Below are 23,694 nucleotides of genomic sequence, written 5' to 3' on the forward strand. Positions count from 1 at the left end.
ATTTGGAAACTCCTATAAAACTTCTTTCCATGTGGTTAAAAGAACGCATTATTCAAAATCAATCGGAACATACGATTGCAGCATATCAACGTGATTTAACCGATTTTTTAAATTTTTGTGAATACAAAAAGCTACGATTGGAAGATGTCGAAGCATCTGATTTAAGAGAATACTTGGCTGCACGAGTTGAGCAAGATCAATTGAGTTCGAGTAGTCTGCAACGCCATTTAACATCAATTCGTCAGTTTATGAAGTGGGCTGAGCAAGGTCAGTATCTACAACAAAATCCATCTGAAGACTTTCGATTAAAGCGCCAGCCGCGTCCTTTGCCAGGGATGATTGATATTGAAACAGTGAATCAGATTCTAGATCAGGCAGCGCCCGAGAAGCCGATCGAACAACAATTATGGCTACGTGATAAAGCAATGCTTGAACTTCTTTATTCCAGTGGATTGCGCTTAGCCGAATTACAAGGGTTAAAGATTAAGGATATTGATTTTAATCGACAATTGTTGCGTATAACGGGTAAAGGCAATAAAACGAGAGTTGTGCCGTTTGGAAGCAAGGCAAAACAAGGCTTGATTGAATGGCTTAAAGTTTACCGAATTTGGCAAGGAAATTTTACTGCCGAATCAGCAGTTTTCATCTCACAACGAGGAAATACATTACAACCTCGTCAAATTGAAAATCGCGTTAAATTGCAAGCACAAAGAGCAGGTGTTAATGTCGATGTACATCCGCATTTATTACGCCATTGTTTTGCCAGCCATATGCTTTCAGCAAGCGGTGATTTACGCTCAGTTCAGGAGATGTTAGGACACAGTAATTTATCAACGACCCAAATTTATACCCATGTTGATTTTGATCAATTAGCAAAAGTCTATGATCAAGCCCATCCGCGAGCACAAAAAAATGAGTGAACAACAAGAAACAGCTTTATCGTTGGATAATGAAGTATTTATTCAGTGTGCGAATTATATTGAGAAGATTTTATTTCAATATCAAACAATAATAGGTGCAGACTATCAAGGTTATTTGAATCATTGTAAGCGTGTGGCTGTTTGTTGTTTAATCCTAGCCCAAGATGATTGCCAACAAACCCGTGATAAAATTGCGATTGCTGTTGCCTTTCATGATATTGGTATTTGGACAGCAAAAACGATTGATTACATTCAACCCTCTGTGCAGCAGATGAGGCAATATCTTGAAATCAATCAACTATCTGATTGGCAAAATGAACTAACTTTAATGATTACGGAGCATCACAAGCTAACAACTACCGAATGTGATCAATATCCCTTAGTTGAGCATTTTAGAAAGGCTGATTATGCCGATTTTTCATTAGGATTATTACGTTCAAATATTCCCTTTCAAACTTTTAAATATTTAACGCAACAATATCCGAATTGTGGTTTTCATAAGAATTTGATGTTTCTTGGGTTTAAACGTTTTTTGCATAAGCCATGGAGTCCATTACCAATGTTTAAATGGTAATTGCGGTATTCTTTTTTGAGTAAAATTAGATCATAAACGATATATGATGTTGCAAAGTTGAATGTTTAATAACCGACTGTTTTTTTATTTGTAGTTGCAATTTATTGAACAAACATTCTTACTTTATTGCCAAGTTTTTGCAAAATGTAAATTGGATTAAGATTTATCAGAAATGATCGGTTACAGATCTTTTGTACGTGTTTTATATAACCATTTTAGGTGGTTGAATTATATAAAATATTAGCTAAATCAAACTCTAATATAAGTGCTGAAAGTATAACAATATTTATATGCTGAATAACCTGCCAAAATTAGTGAACTGAGCATTTCATCTTTTTTACAGTCATAGCGAAAATTGTGACTTGACCGAAATGCCAAATACATTGCAAGATAGGGCACCTAAAAAGTTTCGATCGAAGAGTTAGAATGCTCTTCACTACATTTACTTGCTTAGAACAGCCGAGGATTACATGAAGGCTCTTGTCGCTGTAAAACGTGTGGTTGATGCCAACGTTAAAGTTCGTGTTAAGCCGGACAATACTGGGGTTGACCTAACTAACGTTAAGATGTCAATTAACCCATTCTGTGAAATCGCAGTGGAAGAAGCGGTTCGCTTAAAAGAAAAAGGAACGATTTCAGAAATCGTTGTTGTTTCAGTGGGTTCTAAAGACGCGCAAGAACAAATTCGTTCTGCAATGGCTTTAGGTGCTGACCGTGGTATCTTAGTTGAAACTACTGATGAAATTGGCGCTTTAGAAGTTGCTAAAATTTTAAAAGGCGTTGTTGATGCTGAAAAACCAGAACTAATTCTTCTTGGTAAACAAGCAATTGATGATGACTCTAACCAAGTAGGTCAAATGCTTGGTGCTTTACTTGGTGCTGGTCAAGGTACTTTTGCATCTGAAGTTAAAGTTGACGGCGGTAAAGTACAAGTTACTCGTGAAGTTGATGGCGGTTTACAAACTGTTGAGCTTGGTCTTCCAGCAATCATCACAACTGACTTACGTTTGAATGAGCCGCGTTATGCTGCTCTTCCAAACATCATGAAAGCGCGTAAAAAACCGCTTGATACTAAGTCTCCTGCTGACTACGGCGTTGCAACTGGTACTAAACTTAAAACAGTTAAAGTTGAAGCACCTGCTGAACGTAAAGCTGGCGTACAAGTTAAGTCTGTAGACGAACTTGTTGAAAAATTGAAAAATGAAGCGAAAGTGATCTAATACAGAAGGATAAAATCATGAGTATTTTAGTTATCGCTGATCACAACAACCAGTCACTTAACGGTGCAACTTTAAACGTTGTTGCGGCAGCTCAAAAAATCGGTGGTGATATTACTGTATTAGTAGCTGGTTCTGGCGCTCAGGCAGTTGCTGATGCTGCTGCTAAAGTTGCTGGTGTGAGCAAAGTATTACTTGCTGACAATGCTGCTTATGCAAATCAATTGGCTGAAAACGTAGCTTCTTTAGTTGCGGATTTAGCGAAAGGTTACAAATACGTATTAGCTGCTTCTACAACTACTGGTAAGAACATCCTTCCACGTGTTGCTGCACTTCTTGATGTAAGCATGATCACAGATATCATTTCTGTAGAATCTGCAAATACTTTCAAGCGTCCTATCTATGCAGGTAACGCAATCGCAACTGTTCAATCTGACGAAGCAATCATCGTTGGTACAGTTCGTGGTACAGCATTTGATGCTGCAGCTGCTGAAGGCGGTTCTGCTGCAGTTGAAGCTGTTGCTGAAGCGAAAGATGCTGGTATTTCTAAGTTTGTAAGCGAAGAAATCGTGAAACTTGATCGTCCAGAATTAACTGCTGCGCGTATCGTTGTTTCTGGTGGTCGTGGTGTAGGTTCTGGTGAAAACTATCACAAAGTACTTGACCCATTAGCTGATAAGCTTGGTGCTGCTCAAGGTGCTTCACGTGCTGCGGTAGATGCTGGTTTCGTACCAAACGACTTCCAAGTTGGTCAAACTGGTAAAATCGTTGCGCCAGATCTTTACTTGGCAATCGGTATCTCTGGTGCGATTCAGCACTTAGCGGGTATGAAAGATTCTAAAGTTATTGTTGCAATCAACAAAGACGAAGAAGCGCCAATCAACAGCGTTGCTGACTACTGGTTAGTGGGCGATTTGAACACTGTTGTACCAGAATTGGTATCTAAACTTTAATTCTCTGAATTAAGTTTGAAACGCTCCGAAAGGGGCGTTTTTTTATGTTAAAAATAAGAATAAATAAATGAGAGCATTGCCGATGAATTATACTTTTAAGACCTATTTTCTGATGCTGGCTCATTATAATCAGTGGGCAAATCAAAAGTTATTTTCTACGCTCATCGGCTTAACAGAGGAGCAATTAAATCAAGATTGTAAAGTTTATTTTAAATCCCTTATGCAAACGGCAAATCATGTGTTGGTAGGAGATATACTTTGGTTTGAGCGTATCAAAGGTGTTGTTGCATCAACGTATACTTTGGATGAAATTCTTTATAATCAACTCGCCCAATTAGAGAATGCTCGAATTGAACATGATCAAAGTCTGATAAATTTTATTCATGAACATGATGAAGTTTCATTCCATCAAACCATTACTTATGTCCGTCGAGGTCAAGTTTATACTGAGCCTTTGATTGAAATATTGGCACACCTATTTAACCATCAAACGCATCATCGAGGTCAAATGCACAGCATGATCTTTGAGCTAACAGCAAAGTCCTTGGAGCTAGACTTAATTTTTTTTCAAAGAGAATGTGCCTATTTATACCGCTGATTTTAAAAAACTGGATTGAATATTTTATTAAAAATGCCTTTATTTTGATTAAAAAGTAACCTTTTATTCTATTCACTAAAAAATGGAAAACTAGATTTTTAACTTATTAATTCTAATAAATTTTTTATTGTAAAAAAATGCTATTTTCAGATTAGCAAACTCCCAGTTAACCTGTCATTTATGCTATAATTTTTCGCTATATTTTTTAATTTTAGTTCAATTTTCTGAACTAATTTTTTGCAAGATTGAATACATAAAAACAAGTAGAGCCATCTACTTGTAAACAAGGAGTATGCATGAGCGTATCGGAAATTAGACCGATTGCCATTGAGGACGAACTCAAGCATTCATATCTAGATTACGCGATGAGCGTAATTGTATCTCGTGCATTGCCAGATGTGAGAGACGGTCTTAAACCTGTTCACCGTCGTGTGTTGTTTGCAATGCATGAATTGGGCAATGATTATAACAAAGCATACAAAAAGTCTGCTCGTGTTGTCGGGGACGTGATCGGTAAATATCACCCTCATGGTGACAGCGCAGTATATGAAACAATCGTTCGTATGGCGCAAGACTTCAGTTTGCGTTACATGTTAGTTGATGGTCAGGGTAACTTCGGTTCGGTCGATGGGGATAGCGCAGCAGCAATGCGTTATACCGAAGTTCGTATGCAAAAGTTGACCCATGAAATCTTAGCAGACTTAGAAAAAGATACTGTTGATTGGGAAGATAACTACGACGGTTCTGAGCGTATTCCTCAAGTCATGCCGACACGTATTCCAAATCTTTTGATTAATGGTACGACAGGTATTGCGGTAGGTATGGCGACCAATATGGCACCGCATAACATGACAGAAGTCGTGAATGCATGTTTAGCCTACGCCAATAACCCGAATATTTCGATTGAAGGCTTGATGGAACACATTACGGGTCCAGATTTCCCTACAGGCGGTATTATTTACGGTAAATCAGGTATTGTAGATGCTTATCGTACGGGTAAAGGCCGTCTTCATATTCGTGGTAAATATCACTTCGAAGAAGATCAAAAAACGGGTCGTACTACGATTGTGTTTACTGAGATTCCTTACCAAGTTAATAAAGCAAAAACCATTGAGCGTATTGCCGAGTTAGTCAAAGAAAAGAAACTTGAAGGTATTTCTGAACTGCGCGACGAGTCAGATAAAGACGGTATGCGTATTGCGATCGACTTGAAGCGTGGTGAAAATGCAGAAGTTGCAGTGAATAACTTATTCCTGCATACCCAACTTCAAAACTCGTTCAGCATCAACATGGTTTGCTTAGACAACGGTCAGCCTAAGTTGATGAACCTGAAAGATATTATTGCGGCATTTATTCGTCATCGCCAAGAAGTCGTGACTCGCCGTACCATGTTCGAATTGCGTAAAGCACGTGAACGTGGACATATCTTAGAGGGTTTAACGGTTGCCTTGGCAAATATTGATGCCATTATTGAAACCATTAAAACTTCTGCTAACCCCGCTGAAGCACGTGAGCGTTTACAGGCAGGTGAGTGGGCAGGCGGTGGTGTGGTTGCACTACTTGAAAAAGCAGGCGCGATTTCTGTTCGTCCCGATGAGATTGAAGGCGAAGACCCTACACGTCCATTTGGCTTGTCAGGTGATATTTATCGTTTATCTCCAACACAGGTTGCCGCAATTCTGGAATTGCGTTTGCATCGTTTAACGGGTCTCGAACAAGACAAGTTACATGCAGAATATTCTGAAATCTTAGGTCAAATCGCTGAATTAACAGCAATTCTCAATGATTTTAATTTATTGATGAATGTGATCCGTGAAGAGCTTGCTTTAATCTTGCAACAATATGGTGATGGGCGTCGTACTGAAATTGTTGAATCAGGCGTTGATTTCTGCCGTGAAGATTTGATCCCAGAAGAACAAGTGGTATTGACTGTTTCTCAAACAGGTTATGCGAAAACTCAACCACTTTCTGACTATCAAGCGCAACGTCGTGGTGGTCGTGGTAAGTCTGCAACTTCAATGAAAGATGATGATATTATTCAACATTTAATTGTGGCATCAAACCATGCAACAGTTTTATGTTTTACCAATGTTGGTAAAGTTTATCGCTTGAGAGTGTTTGAGGTTCCGCAAGCTTCACGTGGTGCAAAAGGTCGTCCAATTATTAATTTGCTTCCATTGGATGCAAATGAAACCGTGACTGCAATCTTACCGTTGACTGAATTCCCTGAAAATCACTATGTATTCATGGCAACAGCATCAGGTACGGTTAAACGTGTTGAATTAGCACAATTTAGCAATGTTCGTTCTAATGGTTTACGTGCGATTGAGTTGAACGAAGAAGATACTTTAATCGGTGTTGCAATTACCGATGGTAATCAGCAGATCATGTTGTTCTCGAACGAAGGGAAGGCAATTCGTTTTGCTGAAACAGATGTTCGCGCGATGGGACGTACTGCAAAAGGCGTGCGTGGTATGCGTGTGAGTTTTGCAAGCAATACCATTGAATCTGAAGATGCTGAAGTCGAAAATGATGATAGCGATGACAATGATGATTCATCAGATTCGAATGTTGTCAGTCGTATTGTTTCACTTGTGGTTGTACCTGAAACGGGTGAAGTACTGTGTGCTTGTGCAAACGGTTATGGTAAACGTACACCTGTAGATGACTTCCCAACCAAGAAACGTGGCGGTAAAGGTGTGATTGCAATCAAGACCAGCGAACGGAATGGTGAGCTGGTTGGCGCGGTATCCATTGATGAAAGCAAGGAACTGATGCTGATTTCTGATGGAGGCACACTAGTGCGTACCCGTGCGGCTGAGGTTGCAACCACAGGTCGTAATGCACAGGGTGTTCGCCTGATTCGTTTAAGTGATGCTGAAACTCTGGTAGGTGTGGTGTCAATTGAAGCTGTTGAAGATGACGAAGTGTTGGAAGCGACAGAAGCAGTGATAAATACTGAAACTGAAGTGACTGAGGCTGAAGCAGTGACTTCTGAAGACGTTGCAGCAGAACCAAAAGATGATACGCCAGAAGCGTAAATATCTTATTCATAAAAAAGGAAGCTAATCGGCTTCCTTTTTTATTGATTTCATCATCACTAACCGATAATAAGAAAGTGCCAGTAAAATTGCAGCTACCGTCGCAAGATAAATCAGTTTTGGCATAACAATAGAGGTGGGTACACCCATCTGATTGAGCTGCACAAACATTTGTACCCCATTGGTAGAGGGTAATATCCATGCAAACCACTGCATCCATTCAGGCATAGCTTGATGTGGCCATGCTGTTCCTGTTAATAGAAACAAAGGCACTGAAGTTACAACAATTAAATGTCCGACTCGTTCGGGCATATCCACCAATGAGCCAATAAGCATTGCTAAACCAATGATACAACTCACATAAATTGGAACAGCGAATAGCATTCCCCAGAAATTACCCCCATGCGGATATTCATATAACCAAAATGTAAAGCCAAATAAATAGAGACAACCTAAACATCCGATGGTTAATATTGCGGCAAAAATCGCAAAAAATTCTGATCGGTTGGCAACCCAACCTTTTTCTCTATAGCTCGCAATCAACATTGCGAGCCCGAGTAATATGGTTTGATGAATAATAAGACTAGATACAGCAGGAAAAATATAGCTGCCATAGCCAGATAATGTATTAAATAGAGGAATCTGATGAATTGATATCTCAGGATGAAATGAAGAAGCTTTGCCAAATTTTTCTAAATATTCTTGTAAACTCGCTTCAATTGAAGTCGCTAGACCAATTCCCACTTCTTTGGTTCGAATGAAATAGGCTGTACTTAGGTAAAGACCGATTCCACCCATTTCGCCGCGTTTCAAACTATTGGTAAGATTTTCGGGTAAAAGTAAAATGCCTTCAGCTTTCTGATTTTTTACGAGTTTCTCAGCCTCCAAGAAATTATCGGTAACTGTTGTGATTCGAATATGTGGACTATTAGCAGCTTGACTAATAATTTTTGAGGTTAAAATACTTTGTTCTTGGTCAACAATCACAATTGGGATATCTGCTGCCGACTGAGCTTTATAAGCAGTAGGATAGAAAAAACTATACATGATTACAGCTGCAATCAATGTGGTAAATACAGAACTATTTGCAACAATATTTTTAAACGTTTGGATGTAATAGAAGCAAAATGATTTCATTGATTTTGCTCCTGAATATTTTTCTTCAATAAACGAATACTTAAACCTAGATAAAAAGCAGAGAAAATAACTAAAATACCAAAAGGAATGAGAGATACGGAAATATCGCTACCGATCACCCATTGCTCAGTTTGTAGTTTCGCATAAGGCGTATACGGAATAATCATTGACCAAAATTGAGTAAATGCTGGTGCATTATTCAGGGGGAGGGTAATTCCCGAGAAACTAGGTGATGATCCACCGTAAAGTGCAATAAAACCAAAGGTTTTAGGTAGATCTTTGGTGGCTAATACAACAGTACTGCTGATGACAGCATAAGAAAAATAAAGTAAAAATTGTGCAAGCAAAATTAGGCTGAGCGAACCAGCAATAAAGTAGCCACGAATATGTGCTAGCCAAAACATCCAGCACCATGTCCACGCACAAAAAATAAAGACATAGGTCAGGATTTTACCTAATAGGCTAGAAATAATGTGTTTTGAGTCAACCCATTTATTCAGGGTTTTCCTTTTAAATTCCTGTCCAATGGCAAAAGCCACACAACAGCAAAGCAGTAGATGTAGCACCGCAGGCACCATGAATGGTTCCAGAAACAGTTCATAGCTCATATTAGGATTATATAGTGTAGAAATTTTGATATGAGGTGTCGGAACATCCAAGTAGGGGATTACATTTGATAAGTAACTCTGTCTCATATAATCCGCCATACCATTTAATGTGCTGATTAGCATGGCGGAGGAAATGGTATTGCCAATACTAAAAAAGGACTGGTTATAGGCAATGCTGATTTGAGCATCCTGTGCTTTTACTAATCTTTGTTCTGCACCATCGGGGATTAAAACGAATCCCCATGCTTCAGTTTTATTAATAAGCTGTTCGGCTTCATCTTGGCTAGTGGTGATAGTTTTTACTTGTAAAGTATGATTGATACTCAGTGCATGAATGACTTTGCGGCTCATTTCACTTTGATCTTGATCAATCACAACGATAGGTAAATGCTCAGCTTTACCCGATGCAAACATATTGCCAAAAAGAAGAATCACCAACAAAGGGGCAATGATCGCCATAAAAAAATCAGCTTTATGGTGTTTTAAATAGCGCAACTCCCGAAGCATTACTGCAAACATCGGTTACTTTGCCTCTGCAATGTTAAATAAAACACTCATACCGACTTTTAGGTCTGGAATGGTTTGTTCTGGTACTAAATGAAATTTGAAGCTACGAATATCATAACCGCCAGTTTGTCTTGTTGTCTTAATCGTTGCAAAGTCACCTTCTGCATCAATATTCTTGACTTTAAACGTGGCTTTTTTGTTGAGGGCGGGTATAAAGCCTTCTAAAGTTTTGGTTTTATAGACTGAGCTATACATGTCTTCACGGACATTCAAACTTACCCATAAATCATGGTCTTCAATAATGCTTACTACAGGGATGCCTGTCGCGACTAACTCAGTTGGTTTACCGTAAGTTTTAGAAACAGTACCATCAGTCGGTGAATACAGTTTGGTCTCTTCGGTTAAAGCATTGGCTTCTTTTACCGCTGCTTGAGCCATAGCCACTTGTGCATCAGCAGTTGATTTTTGTTGCTCCGTACTGCCTCGTTTAGCGCGTGCGTACTGTTGATAAGCTGCTTCAGCAGTTTCACGTGCCGAAGTTTGGGCGGCTAACATTTCATCACGGCGTTGACGAGAAATGACACCTTGTTGAAATAAATTTTCACCACGTTTATAAGTGGTTGCTGCCAAATCAGCTTGGGTTTTCATTGCTTGCCAGTTGGCGTATAAGGTTGCGATATTCTCTTGCTGAGCACCACGATATACGGTTGAATGAAATGCTGTAGCACTTTGTAAAGCTGCTTGTGCTTGCTCTTTCTTTGCCTCTAACTCTGGACTAACAAAACGAACCAAAGCCTGTCCTTTTTTAACGGGTTGTCCATCGGTGACGTAAAACTCTTCAATACGGCTTGGAACTTTGGTACTGATATGTACTGTTTCTGCTTCAACGCGACCTTGTAATTCAATGGTCTGAGGTTGATAAGCTTTCCATAGACCAAATGCAATTAAACCGAATAATAAAATAAGGATAATTAACCCAATAAGTTTGAGTTTTCCATTTTTAGATGATTTATTCGGTGGAATTTTTTTATTCAAAGGTGCTGTTTCAGTGTCTACTTTTTCTGTATGTTCAATTAGAGAAACTGGTTCAGATGCTGTTTCTTTTGTTTGAGCATCTGTTGTTTGATTGACTTGATCTGTATCACGTTCTGAATTGGATGATGATGGATTCTGGCTCATAAATTTCTCCAATTAGCGGATATAGTCAGTACGTGGTTGATTAACGTAAAGCTTAAATTCATCAATAGAACCATAGCTTTGTAATAAGGTGGCCAAAGATAAAATATATTTATACGAGTTGAGTGCCATTTCAGTTTTTAAAGCACTTAAAGCATTTTGTGCGTCAATCACTTGCGTTGCAGTACCCATACCTTCTTTAAATGAAAGTTGTTGGATTCTTAAATTTTCTTGAGCTGCTTTGGTATTCTGGGTAAGTAATTGATGGCTATTTTGTGAAGAGTTTAATTCACTATAAGATTTGTATAAAACATTTTCGACTTCTTGTTTTGTCCGTTCAGTCATAAGCTCTGCTGCATATTTTTTGAGCTCTGCTGCACGGATATTTTTATTATTGTCTATACCTGAGAATAAATTGTATTTTGCCATCACACCAACAATCCAATTTTCTTTGCTATCTAGGCCGTATTCTCCAAAAGCAAAAACACTTGGTTTTTTAGAGGCTTGTTGAACTTTCACATTTTCATTGGCCAATTCAGTATCTATTTGTAGTTTTTTAATCAAACTTGAGTTCTGATCATAATTTGCAAGCAATTTATCCAAAGAATGATTCTGAGTTAAATTCACAAAAAGTGGGGTGCTTAGACTGACACTTTCTTTGGTTTGTAATAGATTCTGTAAACTAAATTCGCTCGCTTTTAAATTAGACTGTGCATTTTGGTAAGTACGTTCAGCATTATTGCGTGCAACTTCAAATTGCATACGCTGTCCCTTGTTAATAAAACCTTGTTTTTCAAGTTTTAGCGCATTGTTATAATGTTCTTGCATCGCATTCAAATTAAACAACGCTGACTTGGCTAATTGTTGTTGTAATTGCACATTGAAATAAGCCTGAATCATTTCGAAACGTTGTGTATCTTGCTGTTGTTTTTCACTAATATTTGAGCGTTTTGCTTGAATAGTGGCGATTTGTTTAGCGCTATTAATTTTTCCACCTGTATATAGCGGCATAACCATTGAAACTGAAGTACGAACATCATGATCTTCAATAGTGACATCTAAGTTATTTGGAACTTTATTTAAACCATCGCTAACAACTTGATCAAAACCTTGGCTGACCTGATCGATGACTTCTGGAGGTAATACATTTTGCCATTGAGATAATTTTTCATCGAAACCATTTGTTAATGAATTTTCTAAACGACGTTTACTTGATTCAAGAGGCACGCTCGTTTCACTATGAAATGCATAGGCTCGAGCATTTAAATCAATTCTTGGTAAGCCTAAATTTTTTACAGCTTCCATTTCTAATTGCGATGCTTGCTGTAAGGCTTGTTGCGCTTGAGAACTATAAGCATTTTGCACGACATATTGTTCAGCTTGGCTATAACTGAAGGTCTGAGCAAATGATGGTAATGAAAATAGGGTACAACTAATCAGGCTCATATATAGGCTGAGCTGTTTTGGAAACCGTTTGACCTGAAGGCTCGGTCGATCATGTTGTTTCAACATAAGAGCATGTCGCAATTTAATAATATCCTCAGATAGTCTAAATTCTTTTTATAAAATTGAAATATTATGTTCTTAATTAAATAGTTATATCACTTCAATTGGTGTATTGAATTTGTAAAAAATAGAGTTTTTAATCTATAACGAAGAATGGGATTTAAACTGTGATCAGTGAATAAAATGCATCAAAATAATCAAAAGCAGATTAAAAAATTTATATGTTTTTTGCACTAAAATTTAAATATTTACTCGATAAGCTGCTGCAACCTTCGCTAATCTATGATTAAATCCCCATTTCAATTTGTTTCACTTTGACAAGGGAAAACTCATGCGTGCTTATAATTTCTGCGCTGGTCCTGCTGCATTACCTACTGCCGTTTTAGAGAAAGCTCAACAAGAAATGTTGGATTGGCAAGGTAAAGGTTTGTCGATCATGGAAATGAGTCATCGTAGTAGTGACTATGTTGCTGTCGCGGAAAAAGCTGAAGCAGATTTGCGTAAGCTCATGAACATTCCTGAGAACTATAAAGTATTGTTCTTACAAGGTGGGGCATCGCTTCAATTTTCAGCAATTCCTTTAAACTTGCTCGGCAAGAATGCGAAAGCTGATTATATTCATACTGGTATTTGGTCTGAAAAAGCGTTGAAAGAAGCAAAACGTTATGGGGACATCAATGTCATTGAAGCGGGTACGCTCATTGATGGAAAACACGCCATTACTGAGCAAAGCACTTGGAATCTTTCAAACGATGCGGCTTATGTGCACTATGCGGATAATGAAACGATTGGTGGTCTACAATTTGCAGGTGTACCAGACGTTAATGCGCCGTTGGTATGTGACTTTTCTTCAAGTATTTTGTCTGCACCATTAGATGTAAGTAAATTCGGTTTAATTTATGCTGGGGCACAAAAGAATATTGGCCCAGCAGGTTTAACGATCGTTATTGTGCGTGATGATTTATTAGATCAAGCAAAACCTGAAATTCCAAGCATTTTGAAATATTCAGATCAGGCAAAAAATGATTCAATGGTAAATACGCCTGCAACTTATGCTTGGTATTTGTCTGGTTTAGTATTTGAATGGTTACTTGAACAAGGCGGTGTAGACGCAATGTATAAAGTAAACCAAGAAAAAGCAAAATTGCTTTATGGATATATTGATTCTAGTGATTTTTATAATAATCCAATCGCAATTCCAAATCGTTCAATCATGAATGTACCATTCACACTTGCAGATGAAGCACTTGAAAAAACCTTCTTGAAAGAAGCTGAGCAAAGCCATTTGCTTAACTTAGCAGGTCATCGCTCTGTGGGCGGTATGCGTGCAAGTATTTACAATGCTGTGCCTTTAGAAGGGGTACAAGCATTGGTTAATTTCATGGACGAGTTTGCAAAACGTCACGGTTAAGCAATTTATCATCCATAAAATAAAAGCCCTCATGAATGAGGGCTTTTTTATTAACACAATTTAAATCTAAAAATTAAAATAAGCCGATTTGATGAAAAAAGAGTGCTGCTAAAAACATACCAAGTAAAAAAAAGCAAAAAGCACCAATATCAAGTTTAAGACCTTGATCACTCGAATGAATCAAACTGGTGGTTGTCTGTTCTGGTATAATTTTCATTAGAACGCCTAAAAATGCCATTTGTGTGATTTTTTGTCACTTTAGTGCAGTTTTAGCATAAATATTCGCCTGAATCCATAGGTTGCCGCGAATATATTCGCCAATGTTAAAGTTTTTATACAAATCATTTTTTGTTGCAATTCGAATTAAAATTGCAGGTAAATCATCTTCTAAAACTAAAGTCACATCATACAGCGTATATTCATCTTGCATAAATTGCATGGTTGTTTTGCCAACAATATTACCTTGGAACCAAGCTTCATCTTCTTGACCTAATGCTTCACCATACAAATATGCCACCATTTTAGAAAAATCAACGGTCACAGGTTCGTGATCTTCAGGTGTTTGTGGTTGCCAGTCGTTAATCAGCTCTTGTAAGTTTTCTGGTGCAACACCATTATGTTCAGCCAAAATAGAATTTAAAGCACGATGATGTTTAATCGATGCAGGGTCATCAACAATGATTTTCTCATTTTCAGCAACTGCTTCTAATTCATATGCCCAAGCATTAAATTGAACTTGATAAGTTTGATTTTGATCATATTGGCAGTTATTAACACTGAATAAATTATCAAATGCATAAATAACCGTATTTTTATTTAAACTCAGACGTAATACTGCTTGAGTCGCAGAATCACAAGTAATAATACGCTCAATTTGGGCATCATATTTATATGGGCTTTCAAAACTTGGGAATGCTGTTTTTAAGGCGCGTGGTTTTTGATTTTCAACCGCAATAATTTGATTGATTGAAATAGACTGACCCTTTGGCCCTTGAATCAACCAAAATGATTGATCCATATCTTGTTCATCTTCACATAAGCCCATAGGCATCACTGGAGCATCAAGTGCCAATCCTAACCATTTGGGAACATCTGTTTCGGGTGTATCAGTCAATAGGTTCCAATGCTCAACATGATTGCCGAAATTTTGATCTTGAATTTTAATAGTTTCAGGACTGTTTTGATTTTTCATAAAGCTTGATGCTAAAAAGATTGAACTTATTCTATTAAATCGAGGGTAACATCCATTTTTCAAGTCTGGATATGTAATTCATTAAAAATTAATTCAAATTTCTGTTTTTGATCTCAAATCTAATCAATGAAATGGATAGCAGCAATTATTCTAATGATGCTAACTCCACTTTTACCGTAATCTGCTACACTATATTTTTATTTTTATGGGCTTGTGCCAACGTGCTGCCATTTAAATTATGGGTAGATGCGGATGCTTTACCTAAAATCTTACGTGAAGTGATTTTACGTGCGTCTGATCGTTATCAATTAGAAGTTACCTTTGTCGCTAATCAGAATGTTGGGATTACGCCATCTCTACGGATTAATTCGATTCAGGTGATGAGTGGGGCAGATCAAGCAGACAAAGAAATCATTGAGCGTATGCATGAAAATGATATTGTCATTACACAAGATATTCCACTTGCTGCACAAGTCATTGAAAAAGGCGGCATTGCTATTCATCCTAGAGGTGAAATTTATACGGTTGCAAATGTTAAAGCACGCCTACATTTACGTGATTTTATGGATACTTTGCGTGGTGCAGGTGTCCAAACAGGCGGTCCACCACCTATTTCTGAACGTGATAAACGTGAATTCTCAAGCTCTTTAGATCAAACTATTTTCAAACAAAAACGCAAAACCGCTTCTTGAGCTAAATATGCCTTCACGAATCAACTTAGTACTGACATATGGATTATTAGTATTCATTTGGGCAACCACGCCATTGGCAATTGTTTGGAGTGTTACTGATTTACACCCTATGTGGGCTTTGGTATTACGCTTTTTTATTGCCTTACCTTTGGCGCTTAGCGTGCTATTGCTATTAAAGGTTAAATTCCCGATTCATAAAGTTGCGTTATCAAGTTATGTAGCTGGTTCATTAAGTTTGATCGGTTCGCAAATTTTTACTTATGCAGCAACACCTTATTTAAGTTCTGGGTTGATTGCATTGATGTTTGGCTTAGCTCCGATCATGGCTGGGCTGATTGGAAGTTTTGGTTTTCAACAAAAGTTAGCTGGTTTGCAGTGGTTGGGGATGGGAACCTCAATTATTGGGTTAGCGATGATTTGTCTGAGTGGCAGTCAAAAGCATGTGCAGCCGATAGGTATTGTTTTAATGCTGATGAGTGTTTTTGCATATTCGCTTTCTATTTTTCTGGTGAAAAAAATCAATGCGGATGTGCAACCGATGGCTCAAGCAACCGGTTCAATTCTGGTTTCAACAATCTTAGCCATATTATTACTCCCTTGGATTTGGCAACATGCACCAACGCACATTCCTTCGACGAAATCATTGTTAGCATTGACTTATACCGTTGTAATGGCTTCGTTAATTGCGATGTTTTGTTATTTTAAGTTGGTACAAAATTTGAAAGCGACCACCTTATCACTGACGACCGTAATGACCCCAATGTTGGCAATACTCATAGGTGCTTACCTCAATCATGAACAGTTGTCTGTACAGGTTTTTGTTGGGGCGAGCATCATTCTATTAGGTTTGTGTCTTTATTTTTATAAAGATTTTAATACCTATCGCCGTTTGAAAATATGAAAACGACATTTTCATATTTAATTTGGGTTGATTTCAGTTTGTTGTGATTCTTGAATACTTTCCGCTAATTTGGCACGATCTTGTGGATTAAGGGTAATGAAGTAAGCACCAATACGGAATTTACCTTGTTCATCTGCTGAGCTGTAAGCAACTTGAGCAGTTGCTGCGATATGAAAGTAGTTTTCAGGATGACTCAACGTAATATGAATGTAGGTTCCTTCATTAATATCTTGTGAGCTAAAGAAGCTCAAACCGTTCTCGGAAAAGTTAACTTGTTCAGGGACTGGCAGTAGGGATTGCACGATATTGTCGTAAAAAGAACCAGTAATCAGATTCAATTTTTGATTGAAAAGGGATAATATGCGAGCAATTTGTTGATCTTTTTCATTTAATTGTTCTAATTCGTAGCGAAATGCATGATCAAATTGATCTAATTCAGCAAGTAGTAGAAAATAGCGTGGCAATACAAAGTGAGAATCATAAGGATCATTCAGCGCAACGTCGTCAGGAATGACTTGATAGTTGATTCTTAACACAGCATCAATACGAGACATCACTCGACGTTCAGAGTTGTCCTCAACAAGCTGATGTTGTGAATTTTCCATAATAAATCACCTCGGACTAAATGGTATGTTTAAGCCAATTTCGCTGTATATAGGGTTGAGATACACTCGTGCTCGGCGAAGTAATCATTTTATTTCTTTTATTGCCTTGGTTTCCATGATTGGTTTAACCCTTGGCGTTGCTGTCCTTATTACAGTACTGTCTGTTATGAACGGTTTTGACCGTGAATTAAAAAATCGTGTTCTTGGAATGGTTCCGCAAGCCACAGTTTCTTCTACTCAGATACTAACAGATTGGCCTGAGCTTGTAAAAAGAGTTGAACACCATCCGCATGTGACAGGTGTTGCACCATTTACTCAATTGCAAGGGATGTTAACCGCTCAAGGGCAAGTTGCAGGGATTATGGTGACCGGAATTGAGCCTAAATATGAAAAGAAAGTTTCAATTATCCAAAACCATATGGTCTCAGGTGATTTAAATGCTTTGAAGAAAGGCGAGTTCGGTATTGTTCTAGGCAAGGACATGACCGATGCGCTTGGTCTCGGTTTAAATGACAATGTCACCTTAGTTCTGCCTGAAGCAACACCATCACCAGCAGGTGTGGTACCACGTTTTAAACGTTTTAAAGTCGTTGGAATTTTTAGTGTAGGTGCAGAAGTTGATTCGATGGTGGGTTATATCGCCTTAAATGATGCATCAACATTATTGCGTTTGCCTGATGGTGCGCAAGGCGTGCGATTAAAGCTAGATGATATTTTTGCCGCACCATCTGTTGCAGATGATATCGTGAAACAATTACCAAGTAATTTCTACGCATCGAATTGGACGTATACGCACGGCAATCTTTTCAATGCAATTCAGATGGAAAAAACCTTAGTGGGTTTACTTCTTGTTCTGATTATTGTGGTTGCTGCATTTAATATCGTTTCATCTTTAGTAATGGTTGTAACAGATAAAAAATCTGATATTGCGATTCTGCGGACTCTCGGTGCTTCACCGTCCATGATCACTAAAATTTTTATGGTACAAGGCACAGTGATTGGCGTCATTGGAACGATTGCAGGAACAGTGTTAGGTGTAACTTTAGCATTGACCATTAGCGATATTATTTCTTGGTTCAATACTGCTCTAGGTTTGAACTTGTTTGATGCCTATTTTGTTCACTATCTGCCTTCATATCTCAGATGGCAAGATGTTACCGTAATTGTCATTGTTTCATTATTGATGAGCTTTTTGGCGACAATTTATCCTGCATTACGTGCAGCCAAAGTTCAACCTGCTGAGGCATTACGTTATGAGTAAGATCGTCTTAGAAGCCAAAGATATTTATAAACATTTTGATGATGGTAAAAGCAAAGTTGAAGTGATTAAAGGTTTATCACTTCAAGTAAAAGCAGGCGAGTTTGTTTCCATTGTTGGTTCGAGTGGTTCAGGTAAAAGTACGTTATTACATGCGCTTGGTGGCCTAGAGCAACCATCGCAAGGACAAGTCTTTTTGCAAGGTCAGCGTTTTGATAATTTAGGCGAAGCAGAGCGTGGTTATAAACGTAATCAATATCTAGGTTTCGTTTATCAATTTCACCATTTGTTGCCTGAGTTTTCTGCTTTAGAAAATGTAGCCATGCCTTTGATGTTACGTCGTGAAAGTAATTATAAGGATGTTAAAAGACAAGCAGAATACCTACTTGATCGTGTCGGTCTATCGCATCGTTTAGATCATAAACCAGGTGAATTATCGGGCGGTGAGCGTCAACGTGTGGCTTTAGCGCGCGCCTTAGTGACGAAACCTGCAGTTGTCTTAGCAGATGAACCAACTGGTAATTTAGATCGTAAAACAGCATTGAGTATTTTTGAATTGCTGACTGATCTCAAAAAAGAGCTGAATATGGCGATGTTAATCGTGACTCATGATGAGCAATTGGCTCAATCAGCAGATTCGATTTTGCATATGCAAGATGGTTTATGGATTGATCCAAAATAATTTATTTTGTTTGATCTCTTGTTAAAGCCCTGAAAACGGGCTTTAATTTTGCGTTCAGAAAAATCAAAAACTTAATTAAAAAATTACATGTTAAAAATTATTTTATTGGGCTGGATTGCTGGTATTGCAATCATCGGATTTCATCTTGATTTTATCGAGCTGACATGGTGGATTTGGTTGGCTATTGCAATCCTGATCTTTAGCTTTGGCATATACAAGAAAGAATTCTATTTTTATCGACCTTTTTATAAAGCACTTATTTTAATCAGTGCAAGCTGGGGATTGTTTACAACAGGATATCATTTTGCAGATTCCGCATTAGAACAACGACTGCAATTAAAAGAGTTTGAATCACAATCCTATGAAGCAATTGTTTATATTAAAAATATAGATGAATTGAGTGATGATGGTCATAAACAAATTGCTGAAGTGCTTAATCGACATAAGCAATCTGTCAACTGGTTACTTTATTTAAAACAAGACAAATATCTGTTAAATCAGAAGCAAAGCTTAGAGTTGGGTCATTATTATCGAGTTTATGGTCAGATTAAACCAGTGCATAGTTATGCTGTTGCGGGTGCATTTGATCAGGAAAAATGGTTTTTGCAGCAAAATATAATGTCTGCATTTTCAGTGCAGTCTATTCAACCTTTAAGCTTTGATGAAATTTACCATTTGGGTTATCAAGGTCACTTAAAGCAACAGCAAAGCTTTTCTGCTAAGTTTTTATTAAGCGTTGAGATGAAACGCTTAGCATTTCGGCAGATGTTGCAAACTTCTAAGCTTCAGCATAAAGGTTTACTTTTAGCCTTGCTAACAGGTGATGAAAGCCTGTTATCCAGCACATTGAAACAACAATTTCAACAGCTTGGAATTTCGCATTTGTTAGCGATTTCTGGTCCACATGTGTTGATCTTTGCATTCATGTTGTCTTGGTTGATACAACGTCTCATACAGCGTTACTGCCCACATCTATACTTATGGCAGCCTAGACAAATTTTATTATTATTGCCATTTTTACTCAGTGTTCTGGTCTATGTGGCATTTGTTGGTTTTGAAATTCCAGCGATCAGAACTTTATTGACTGCTTTGCTTGCAAGTATTTTTCTCTTCTTTCGTCAATCGATTCGCCCATTTAGCTTATTGATTTATAGTGCCAGTATATTATTACTTTTAGATCCTTTTAGTATTCTATCCGCTGGTTTTTGGCTGTCATATGGGGCCTGTTTTATTCTACTTAGAGTTTATCAGACCATTGCACAATTACCGCAAGATCAGCCGATTACGTGGACTCAAAAAATATTTTTAGCTGCTAAAGCTTTGGTTGAATCGCAATCTAAGATTTTTATCGCCTTATTACCATTAGTCTTGATTTTCTTTCAGCAAGTTTATTGGATTGCACCTCTAAGTAACTTAATTGCAATTCCTTTACTTGGCGGTGTCGTTGTGCCATTAGATATTCTGGCTGCATGTATTTGGCTCATCATTCCTGCATTAGGGCAGTTTTTATTTCAAATTAATGATTTTGTATTATCTATATTGATGTCAATTTTAGACATCTTGCAAAATATTGCACCGCATTTATATGGGGTAAGTTATACACACTTAACGATGGTATCTTTAATCCTTGGTATGCTTATTTTATTTATGCCGAGGGGAACGATTCCTAAAGCTTGGGCATTGATTTGTTTTTTACCTATATGTATAGGTGTAAAGACTCAACCTACGGTTTTAAATATTTTAGATGTTGGACAAGGGCAAGCTGTATTTTTACAACATCCCGAGCAAATCTTTATGATTGATACAGGGGGCTCTTACAATGAAAATAAATTTAGTTTAGGAGAGCGGGTTGTTATTCCATTTATACGGCAACAAGGTGTACGCCACATCGACCATGTAATTTTATCTCATCTTGATCAAGACCATAGTGGTGCTTTTCCTATTATTCAAAAAAACTTTGAAATATCCCAAGTTCAGTCAAATGAATATGACCAAAAAACGCAGTTCAAAAACAATTTCTCATTTTGTCAGCAAGGTCAGCATTGGTCATATGAAAATCTAAAAGTTGAAATTCTATCCCCTAAATCAGATGAGCTTATTCATGCAAAGGATCAGCAAAATGAGTATTCCTGTGTGGTGTATTTGCAGTTTCTAAATGCCCAACCTTATCAAAACTTTTTAATCATGGGAGATGCAGGTTGGGAGGCTGAATATAAATTAATGCAACAATATCCCGATTTAAAAGTAGATGTTTTGATCTTGGGACATCACGGGAGTAAACATAGTTCTGCTTATGATTTTTTAGCGATTTTAAAACCGAAACTTGCGATTGCCTCGGCAGGGTTTGATAATCGTTATGGACATCCCAGTCAAGAGTTGAAAAATCGTCTACAAGCGCTACACATTCCATTGTTAACTACGGTTGAAGCAGGAACAATTCGTTTTGTTTTTGAAAATGGTCAGGTTGAGCTCAGACAGCAAAGACAGCAAATTAAATGGTTGGAAAGAAAATAACTTAAATATTGTAATATTTTCATATCACAATATTTATAGGATTAAGCTAAGTATTTTCTTGCCGACGAACTTCAGCAACTTTTGCTAAAGCTTCGTTGACGTCAATATCATAAATTTTGCGTAAGCTAGGGTTCGCACTGAATCGTTTATAACTCCAGTGATAATGCATCGGAAGACGTTGGATTAAATTTTCCAAAGTCTGATGAATAATAAGCGTACCATCTTCGGCATTACCTTCATAAATTTGAGGATTGATACGCTCGATATGCATGTCGAATCCACCTTGGTCATTCCTCAAAGCATAAAGGAACAAAGTTCGTGCTTTTGTTTTTTGAATTAACTTTGCGCTTAAACTACTTGATGCCAATGGAATACCAAAATACTTAATCATTTCACCACCGTGATCAGGGGTGTGATCAGGTAAAATAACAGTTGTACCACCCTGTTTTAATGCTTTAAAAATCTGACGAACTCCACTTTCATCAGTGGGTACTAAATTCGCTTGATTACGGCTACGTGCATCACGAACAAAACGATCAGCATCAGGATTTTTCACAGGCTTATAAAGGATGGTCATTTGAGTATGTTTGGATAGCCATGCATTCATCACTTCCCAAGTACCCAAATGAGGCATAATCAGGACAAGTCCTTTTTTCTCTGCGAGGGCTTCGTGAAAATAATGCTCATTATGAATTTTGTGAATGCGCTGAATATTTTTCTCATTTGAAGCTCCCCAAATGCTCACAAATTCAAAATAAGAGGTTAGTTCATTTTTAATTGCTTGTTTTTTTAATTGATTTATTTCTTGTTGAGATGCTTCAGGGAATACGATCTGTAAATTCAATTGTATAATTTTTGAGAGTTTAGAAAGCTGGAAACTATTGAGCAATCGTGCAACAAAACCTGCGATAAAACGACCTAATTGAAGTGGTTGATGACTCAGAAATTGTATGAGACAGTAATTACTATTTGTTGATTTGGGGTGTGCCATATATCAAACATTAAAAAAATTACAAGAGGAGAGTATAACGTATAAAATAATTATAAGTTAAAACAAGTTATTTAAACAGTTTTCTATAAATCAGCGTATATAATAAATTCACTTTACAATACATTGGATTGGAATCTTATGTCCGATTGGCCACCAAAACCACAAAATGAACCTACAAATAGCAATAATGTGACAGGCAAAGAATGGCAGATTTTAGAAAAAGCTGTTTTGGCTTCTGTCGAAGAACAACGCCGTAGTCGACGTTGGAGCATCTTTTTTAAATGCTTAGGTTTTGCGTATTTATTAATCGTATTGATCGCAATGAGCAAAGGCTGCTCAACTTCTGTAGAAAAATCAAATACGAATGTCAGCTCTGATCATTTAGCTGTGATTGATATTGTTGGAACTATTGATTCTTCTAGTGGTCAATCTACTGTCAATAGTGAAGACACCAATAAAGCATTAAATCGTGCATTTGAAGCCACTGGCAGTAAAGCGATTGCATTGAATATTAATTCTCCTGGTGGCTCACCCGTGCAATCTGATGAGATTTGGCAAGAGATTCGCTACCTTAAAAAACAACATCCAGATAAAAAAGTCTATGCCGTGATTGGTGATATGGGTGCATCGGGTGCTTACTATATTGCTTCTGCTGCAGATGAGATCATTGTAAACCCATCAAGTTTGGTTGGTTCAATCGGTGTGATTATGCCGAATTATGGTTTGAGTGGTTTAGCGCAAAAACTTGGTGTTGAAGACCGTACTTTAACTTCTGGTAATAATAAAGATATTCTAAGTATGACTAAGCCAATTAATCCAGCGCAACAAGCACATGTGCAAGCTGTTTTAGATAATGTTCATACACATTTTATTAATGCAGTCAAAGAAGGTCGTGGAAAACGATTAAAGTCAAATGATCCTGCGGTATTTTCTGGTCTATTCTGGACGGGTGAACAGGCAATTGCGTTAGGTGTTGCAGATCGTAGTGGTAGTATTACAACATTGATGCGCGATCTTAAAGTAGATCAGAAATTAGATTATACTGTTCAACGCAATCCTTTAGAGTCGATTTTAGGACGTATGGGTACAAAGATTGGTGAAGGAATTAGTAGTTCACTTTCTGCACAATTACAAACCCAACAAAATGCAAAAATACAATAATCATCAAGACTAGGCTGTGATCATTCACAGCCTTTTTTATTTTTAAACAT

The 23,694-nt window shown here is 37.6% G+C and carries 21 protein-coding genes; 13 read left to right on the plus strand and 8 right to left on the minus strand.

Annotated features, from left to right (window positions below; all coding sequences use genetic code 11):
* Positions 1 to 29 precede the first annotated feature (29 nt).
* From xerA to gyrA, 6 genes are all read left to right on the plus strand, one after another.
* On the plus strand, positions 30 to 920 hold the full coding sequence (gene xerA, locus M5121_RS00070) for a site-specific tyrosine recombinase/integron integrase (RefSeq protein WP_162620868.1): 891 nt from the start codon (positions 30 to 32) through the stop codon (positions 918 to 920).
* Complete coding sequence (locus tag M5121_RS00075; RefSeq protein ID WP_249569802.1) at positions 913 to 1,494, plus strand: phosphohydrolase; 582 nt, start codon at positions 913 to 915, stop codon at positions 1,492 to 1,494. The genes xerA and M5121_RS00075 overlap by 8 nt, the downstream gene beginning before the upstream one ends.
* A gap of 470 nt (positions 1,495 to 1,964) precedes the next feature.
* Positions 1,965 to 2,714 carry an electron transfer flavoprotein subunit beta/FixA family protein gene (locus tag M5121_RS00080; protein ID WP_005161342.1) on the plus strand — a complete coding sequence of 250 codons (750 nt, stop codon included), beginning with the start codon at positions 1,965 to 1,967 and terminating at the stop codon, positions 2,712 to 2,714.
* 17 nt (positions 2,715 to 2,731) lie between these two features.
* The gene (locus tag M5121_RS00085) at positions 2,732 to 3,664 is read left to right on the plus strand and encodes an electron transfer flavoprotein subunit alpha/FixB family protein (protein WP_249569803.1); all 933 of its coding nucleotides are present in this window, start codon (positions 2,732 to 2,734) and stop codon (positions 3,662 to 3,664) included.
* Positions 3,665 to 3,746: 82 nt separating this feature from the next.
* Positions 3,747 to 4,262, plus strand: a complete 516-nt coding sequence (locus M5121_RS00090; RefSeq protein WP_249569805.1) for a DinB family protein — start codon at positions 3,747 to 3,749, stop codon at positions 4,260 to 4,262.
* A gap of 296 nt (positions 4,263 to 4,558) precedes the next feature.
* Complete coding sequence (gene gyrA, locus M5121_RS00095) at positions 4,559 to 7,303, plus strand: DNA gyrase subunit A (RefSeq protein WP_249569806.1); 2,745 nt, start codon at positions 4,559 to 4,561, stop codon at positions 7,301 to 7,303.
* 24 nt (positions 7,304 to 7,327) lie between these two features.
* Here gyrA and M5121_RS00100 read toward each other — a convergent pair whose 3' ends face one another.
* The 4 genes from M5121_RS00100 to M5121_RS00115 are packed head-to-tail and all read right to left on the minus strand — an operon-like array spanning position 7,328 to position 12,243.
* Positions 7,328 to 8,440, minus strand: a complete 1,113-nt coding sequence (locus tag M5121_RS00100; protein WP_249569808.1) for an ABC transporter permease — start codon at positions 8,438 to 8,440, stop codon at positions 7,328 to 7,330.
* Complete coding sequence (locus M5121_RS00105) at positions 8,437 to 9,567, minus strand: ABC transporter permease (RefSeq protein WP_249569810.1); 1,131 nt, start codon at positions 9,565 to 9,567, stop codon at positions 8,437 to 8,439. The genes M5121_RS00100 and M5121_RS00105 overlap by 4 nt, the downstream gene beginning before the upstream one ends.
* A gap of 3 nt (positions 9,568 to 9,570) precedes the next feature.
* A complete protein-coding gene (locus M5121_RS00110) occupies positions 9,571 to 10,734 on the minus strand; it encodes an HlyD family secretion protein (protein WP_249569811.1) in 1,164 nt (387 codons plus the stop codon).
* A 12-nt stretch (positions 10,735 to 10,746) separates the two neighbouring features.
* Positions 10,747 to 12,243, minus strand: coding sequence for a TolC family protein (locus M5121_RS00115; protein WP_034602728.1), 1,497 nt, complete (start codon positions 12,241 to 12,243; stop codon positions 10,747 to 10,749).
* Positions 12,244 to 12,568: 325 nt separating this feature from the next.
* Here M5121_RS00115 and serC point away from each other — a divergent pair, with 325 nt between their 5' ends.
* Entirely contained in the window at positions 12,569 to 13,648 is a 1,080-nt protein-coding gene (serC, locus tag M5121_RS00120) for a 3-phosphoserine/phosphohydroxythreonine transaminase (RefSeq protein ID WP_046739427.1), read from the plus strand.
* A 73-nt stretch (positions 13,649 to 13,721) separates the two neighbouring features.
* On the opposite strand, the gene M5121_RS00125 is transcribed toward serC, so the two are convergent.
* Both M5121_RS00125 and M5121_RS00130 read right to left on the minus strand, forming a co-directional pair.
* Positions 13,722 to 13,865, minus strand: coding sequence for a hypothetical protein (locus M5121_RS00125; RefSeq protein WP_171287519.1), 144 nt, complete (start codon positions 13,863 to 13,865; stop codon positions 13,722 to 13,724).
* Positions 13,866 to 13,901: 36 nt separating this feature from the next.
* The gene (locus tag M5121_RS00130) at positions 13,902 to 14,840 is read right to left on the minus strand and encodes a hypothetical protein (protein ID WP_249569813.1); all 939 of its coding nucleotides are present in this window, start codon (positions 14,838 to 14,840) and stop codon (positions 13,902 to 13,904) included.
* A gap of 221 nt (positions 14,841 to 15,061) precedes the next feature.
* On the opposite strand from M5121_RS00130, the gene M5121_RS00135 reads away from it, so the two are divergent.
* Together M5121_RS00135 and M5121_RS00140 are read left to right on the plus strand one after the other, a co-directional pair.
* Positions 15,062 to 15,532 (plus strand): YaiI/YqxD family protein, encoded by a 471-nt coding sequence (locus M5121_RS00135; RefSeq protein ID WP_004661117.1) that lies wholly within the window; start codon positions 15,062 to 15,064, stop codon positions 15,530 to 15,532.
* Between the two features lie 7 nt (positions 15,533 to 15,539).
* On the plus strand, positions 15,540 to 16,433 hold the full coding sequence (locus M5121_RS00140; RefSeq protein WP_249569815.1) for a DMT family transporter: 894 nt from the start codon (positions 15,540 to 15,542) through the stop codon (positions 16,431 to 16,433).
* Positions 16,434 to 16,450: 17 nt separating this feature from the next.
* Here M5121_RS00140 and M5121_RS00145 read toward each other — a convergent pair whose 3' ends face one another.
* Entirely contained in the window at positions 16,451 to 17,038 is a 588-nt protein-coding gene (locus M5121_RS00145) for a PilZ domain-containing protein (RefSeq protein ID WP_005161296.1), read from the minus strand.
* Positions 17,039 to 17,063: 25 nt separating this feature from the next.
* On the opposite strand from M5121_RS00145, the gene M5121_RS00150 reads away from it, so the two are divergent.
* From M5121_RS00150 to M5121_RS00160, 3 genes are all read left to right on the plus strand, one after another.
* Positions 17,064 to 18,299, plus strand: coding sequence for a lipoprotein-releasing ABC transporter permease subunit (locus M5121_RS00150; RefSeq protein ID WP_005161293.1), 1,236 nt, complete (start codon positions 17,064 to 17,066; stop codon positions 18,297 to 18,299).
* A complete protein-coding gene (gene lolD, locus M5121_RS00155) occupies positions 18,292 to 18,978 on the plus strand; it encodes a lipoprotein-releasing ABC transporter ATP-binding protein LolD (RefSeq protein ID WP_050041672.1) in 687 nt (228 codons plus the stop codon). Before M5121_RS00150 ends, lolD begins: the two co-directional genes overlap by 8 nt.
* 87 nt (positions 18,979 to 19,065) lie before the next feature.
* Positions 19,066 to 21,492, plus strand: a complete 2,427-nt coding sequence (locus tag M5121_RS00160; protein WP_249569817.1) for a DNA internalization-related competence protein ComEC/Rec2 — start codon at positions 19,066 to 19,068, stop codon at positions 21,490 to 21,492.
* A gap of 46 nt (positions 21,493 to 21,538) precedes the next feature.
* On the opposite strand, the gene M5121_RS00165 is transcribed toward M5121_RS00160, so the two are convergent.
* Complete coding sequence (locus M5121_RS00165; RefSeq protein ID WP_249569819.1) at positions 21,539 to 22,483, minus strand: lysophospholipid acyltransferase family protein; 945 nt, start codon at positions 22,481 to 22,483, stop codon at positions 21,539 to 21,541.
* A 138-nt stretch (positions 22,484 to 22,621) separates the two neighbouring features.
* Between M5121_RS00165 and sppA the strand changes: the two genes are divergently transcribed.
* Positions 22,622 to 23,644, plus strand: coding sequence for a signal peptide peptidase SppA (sppA, locus tag M5121_RS00170; protein WP_087546831.1), 1,023 nt, complete (start codon positions 22,622 to 22,624; stop codon positions 23,642 to 23,644).
* Positions 23,645 to 23,694: the final 50 nt, after the last annotated feature.

The sequence above is a fragment of the Acinetobacter sp. ANC5681 genome (assembly GCF_023488045.1).
Lineage (GTDB): Bacteria > Pseudomonadota > Gammaproteobacteria > Pseudomonadales > Moraxellaceae > Acinetobacter.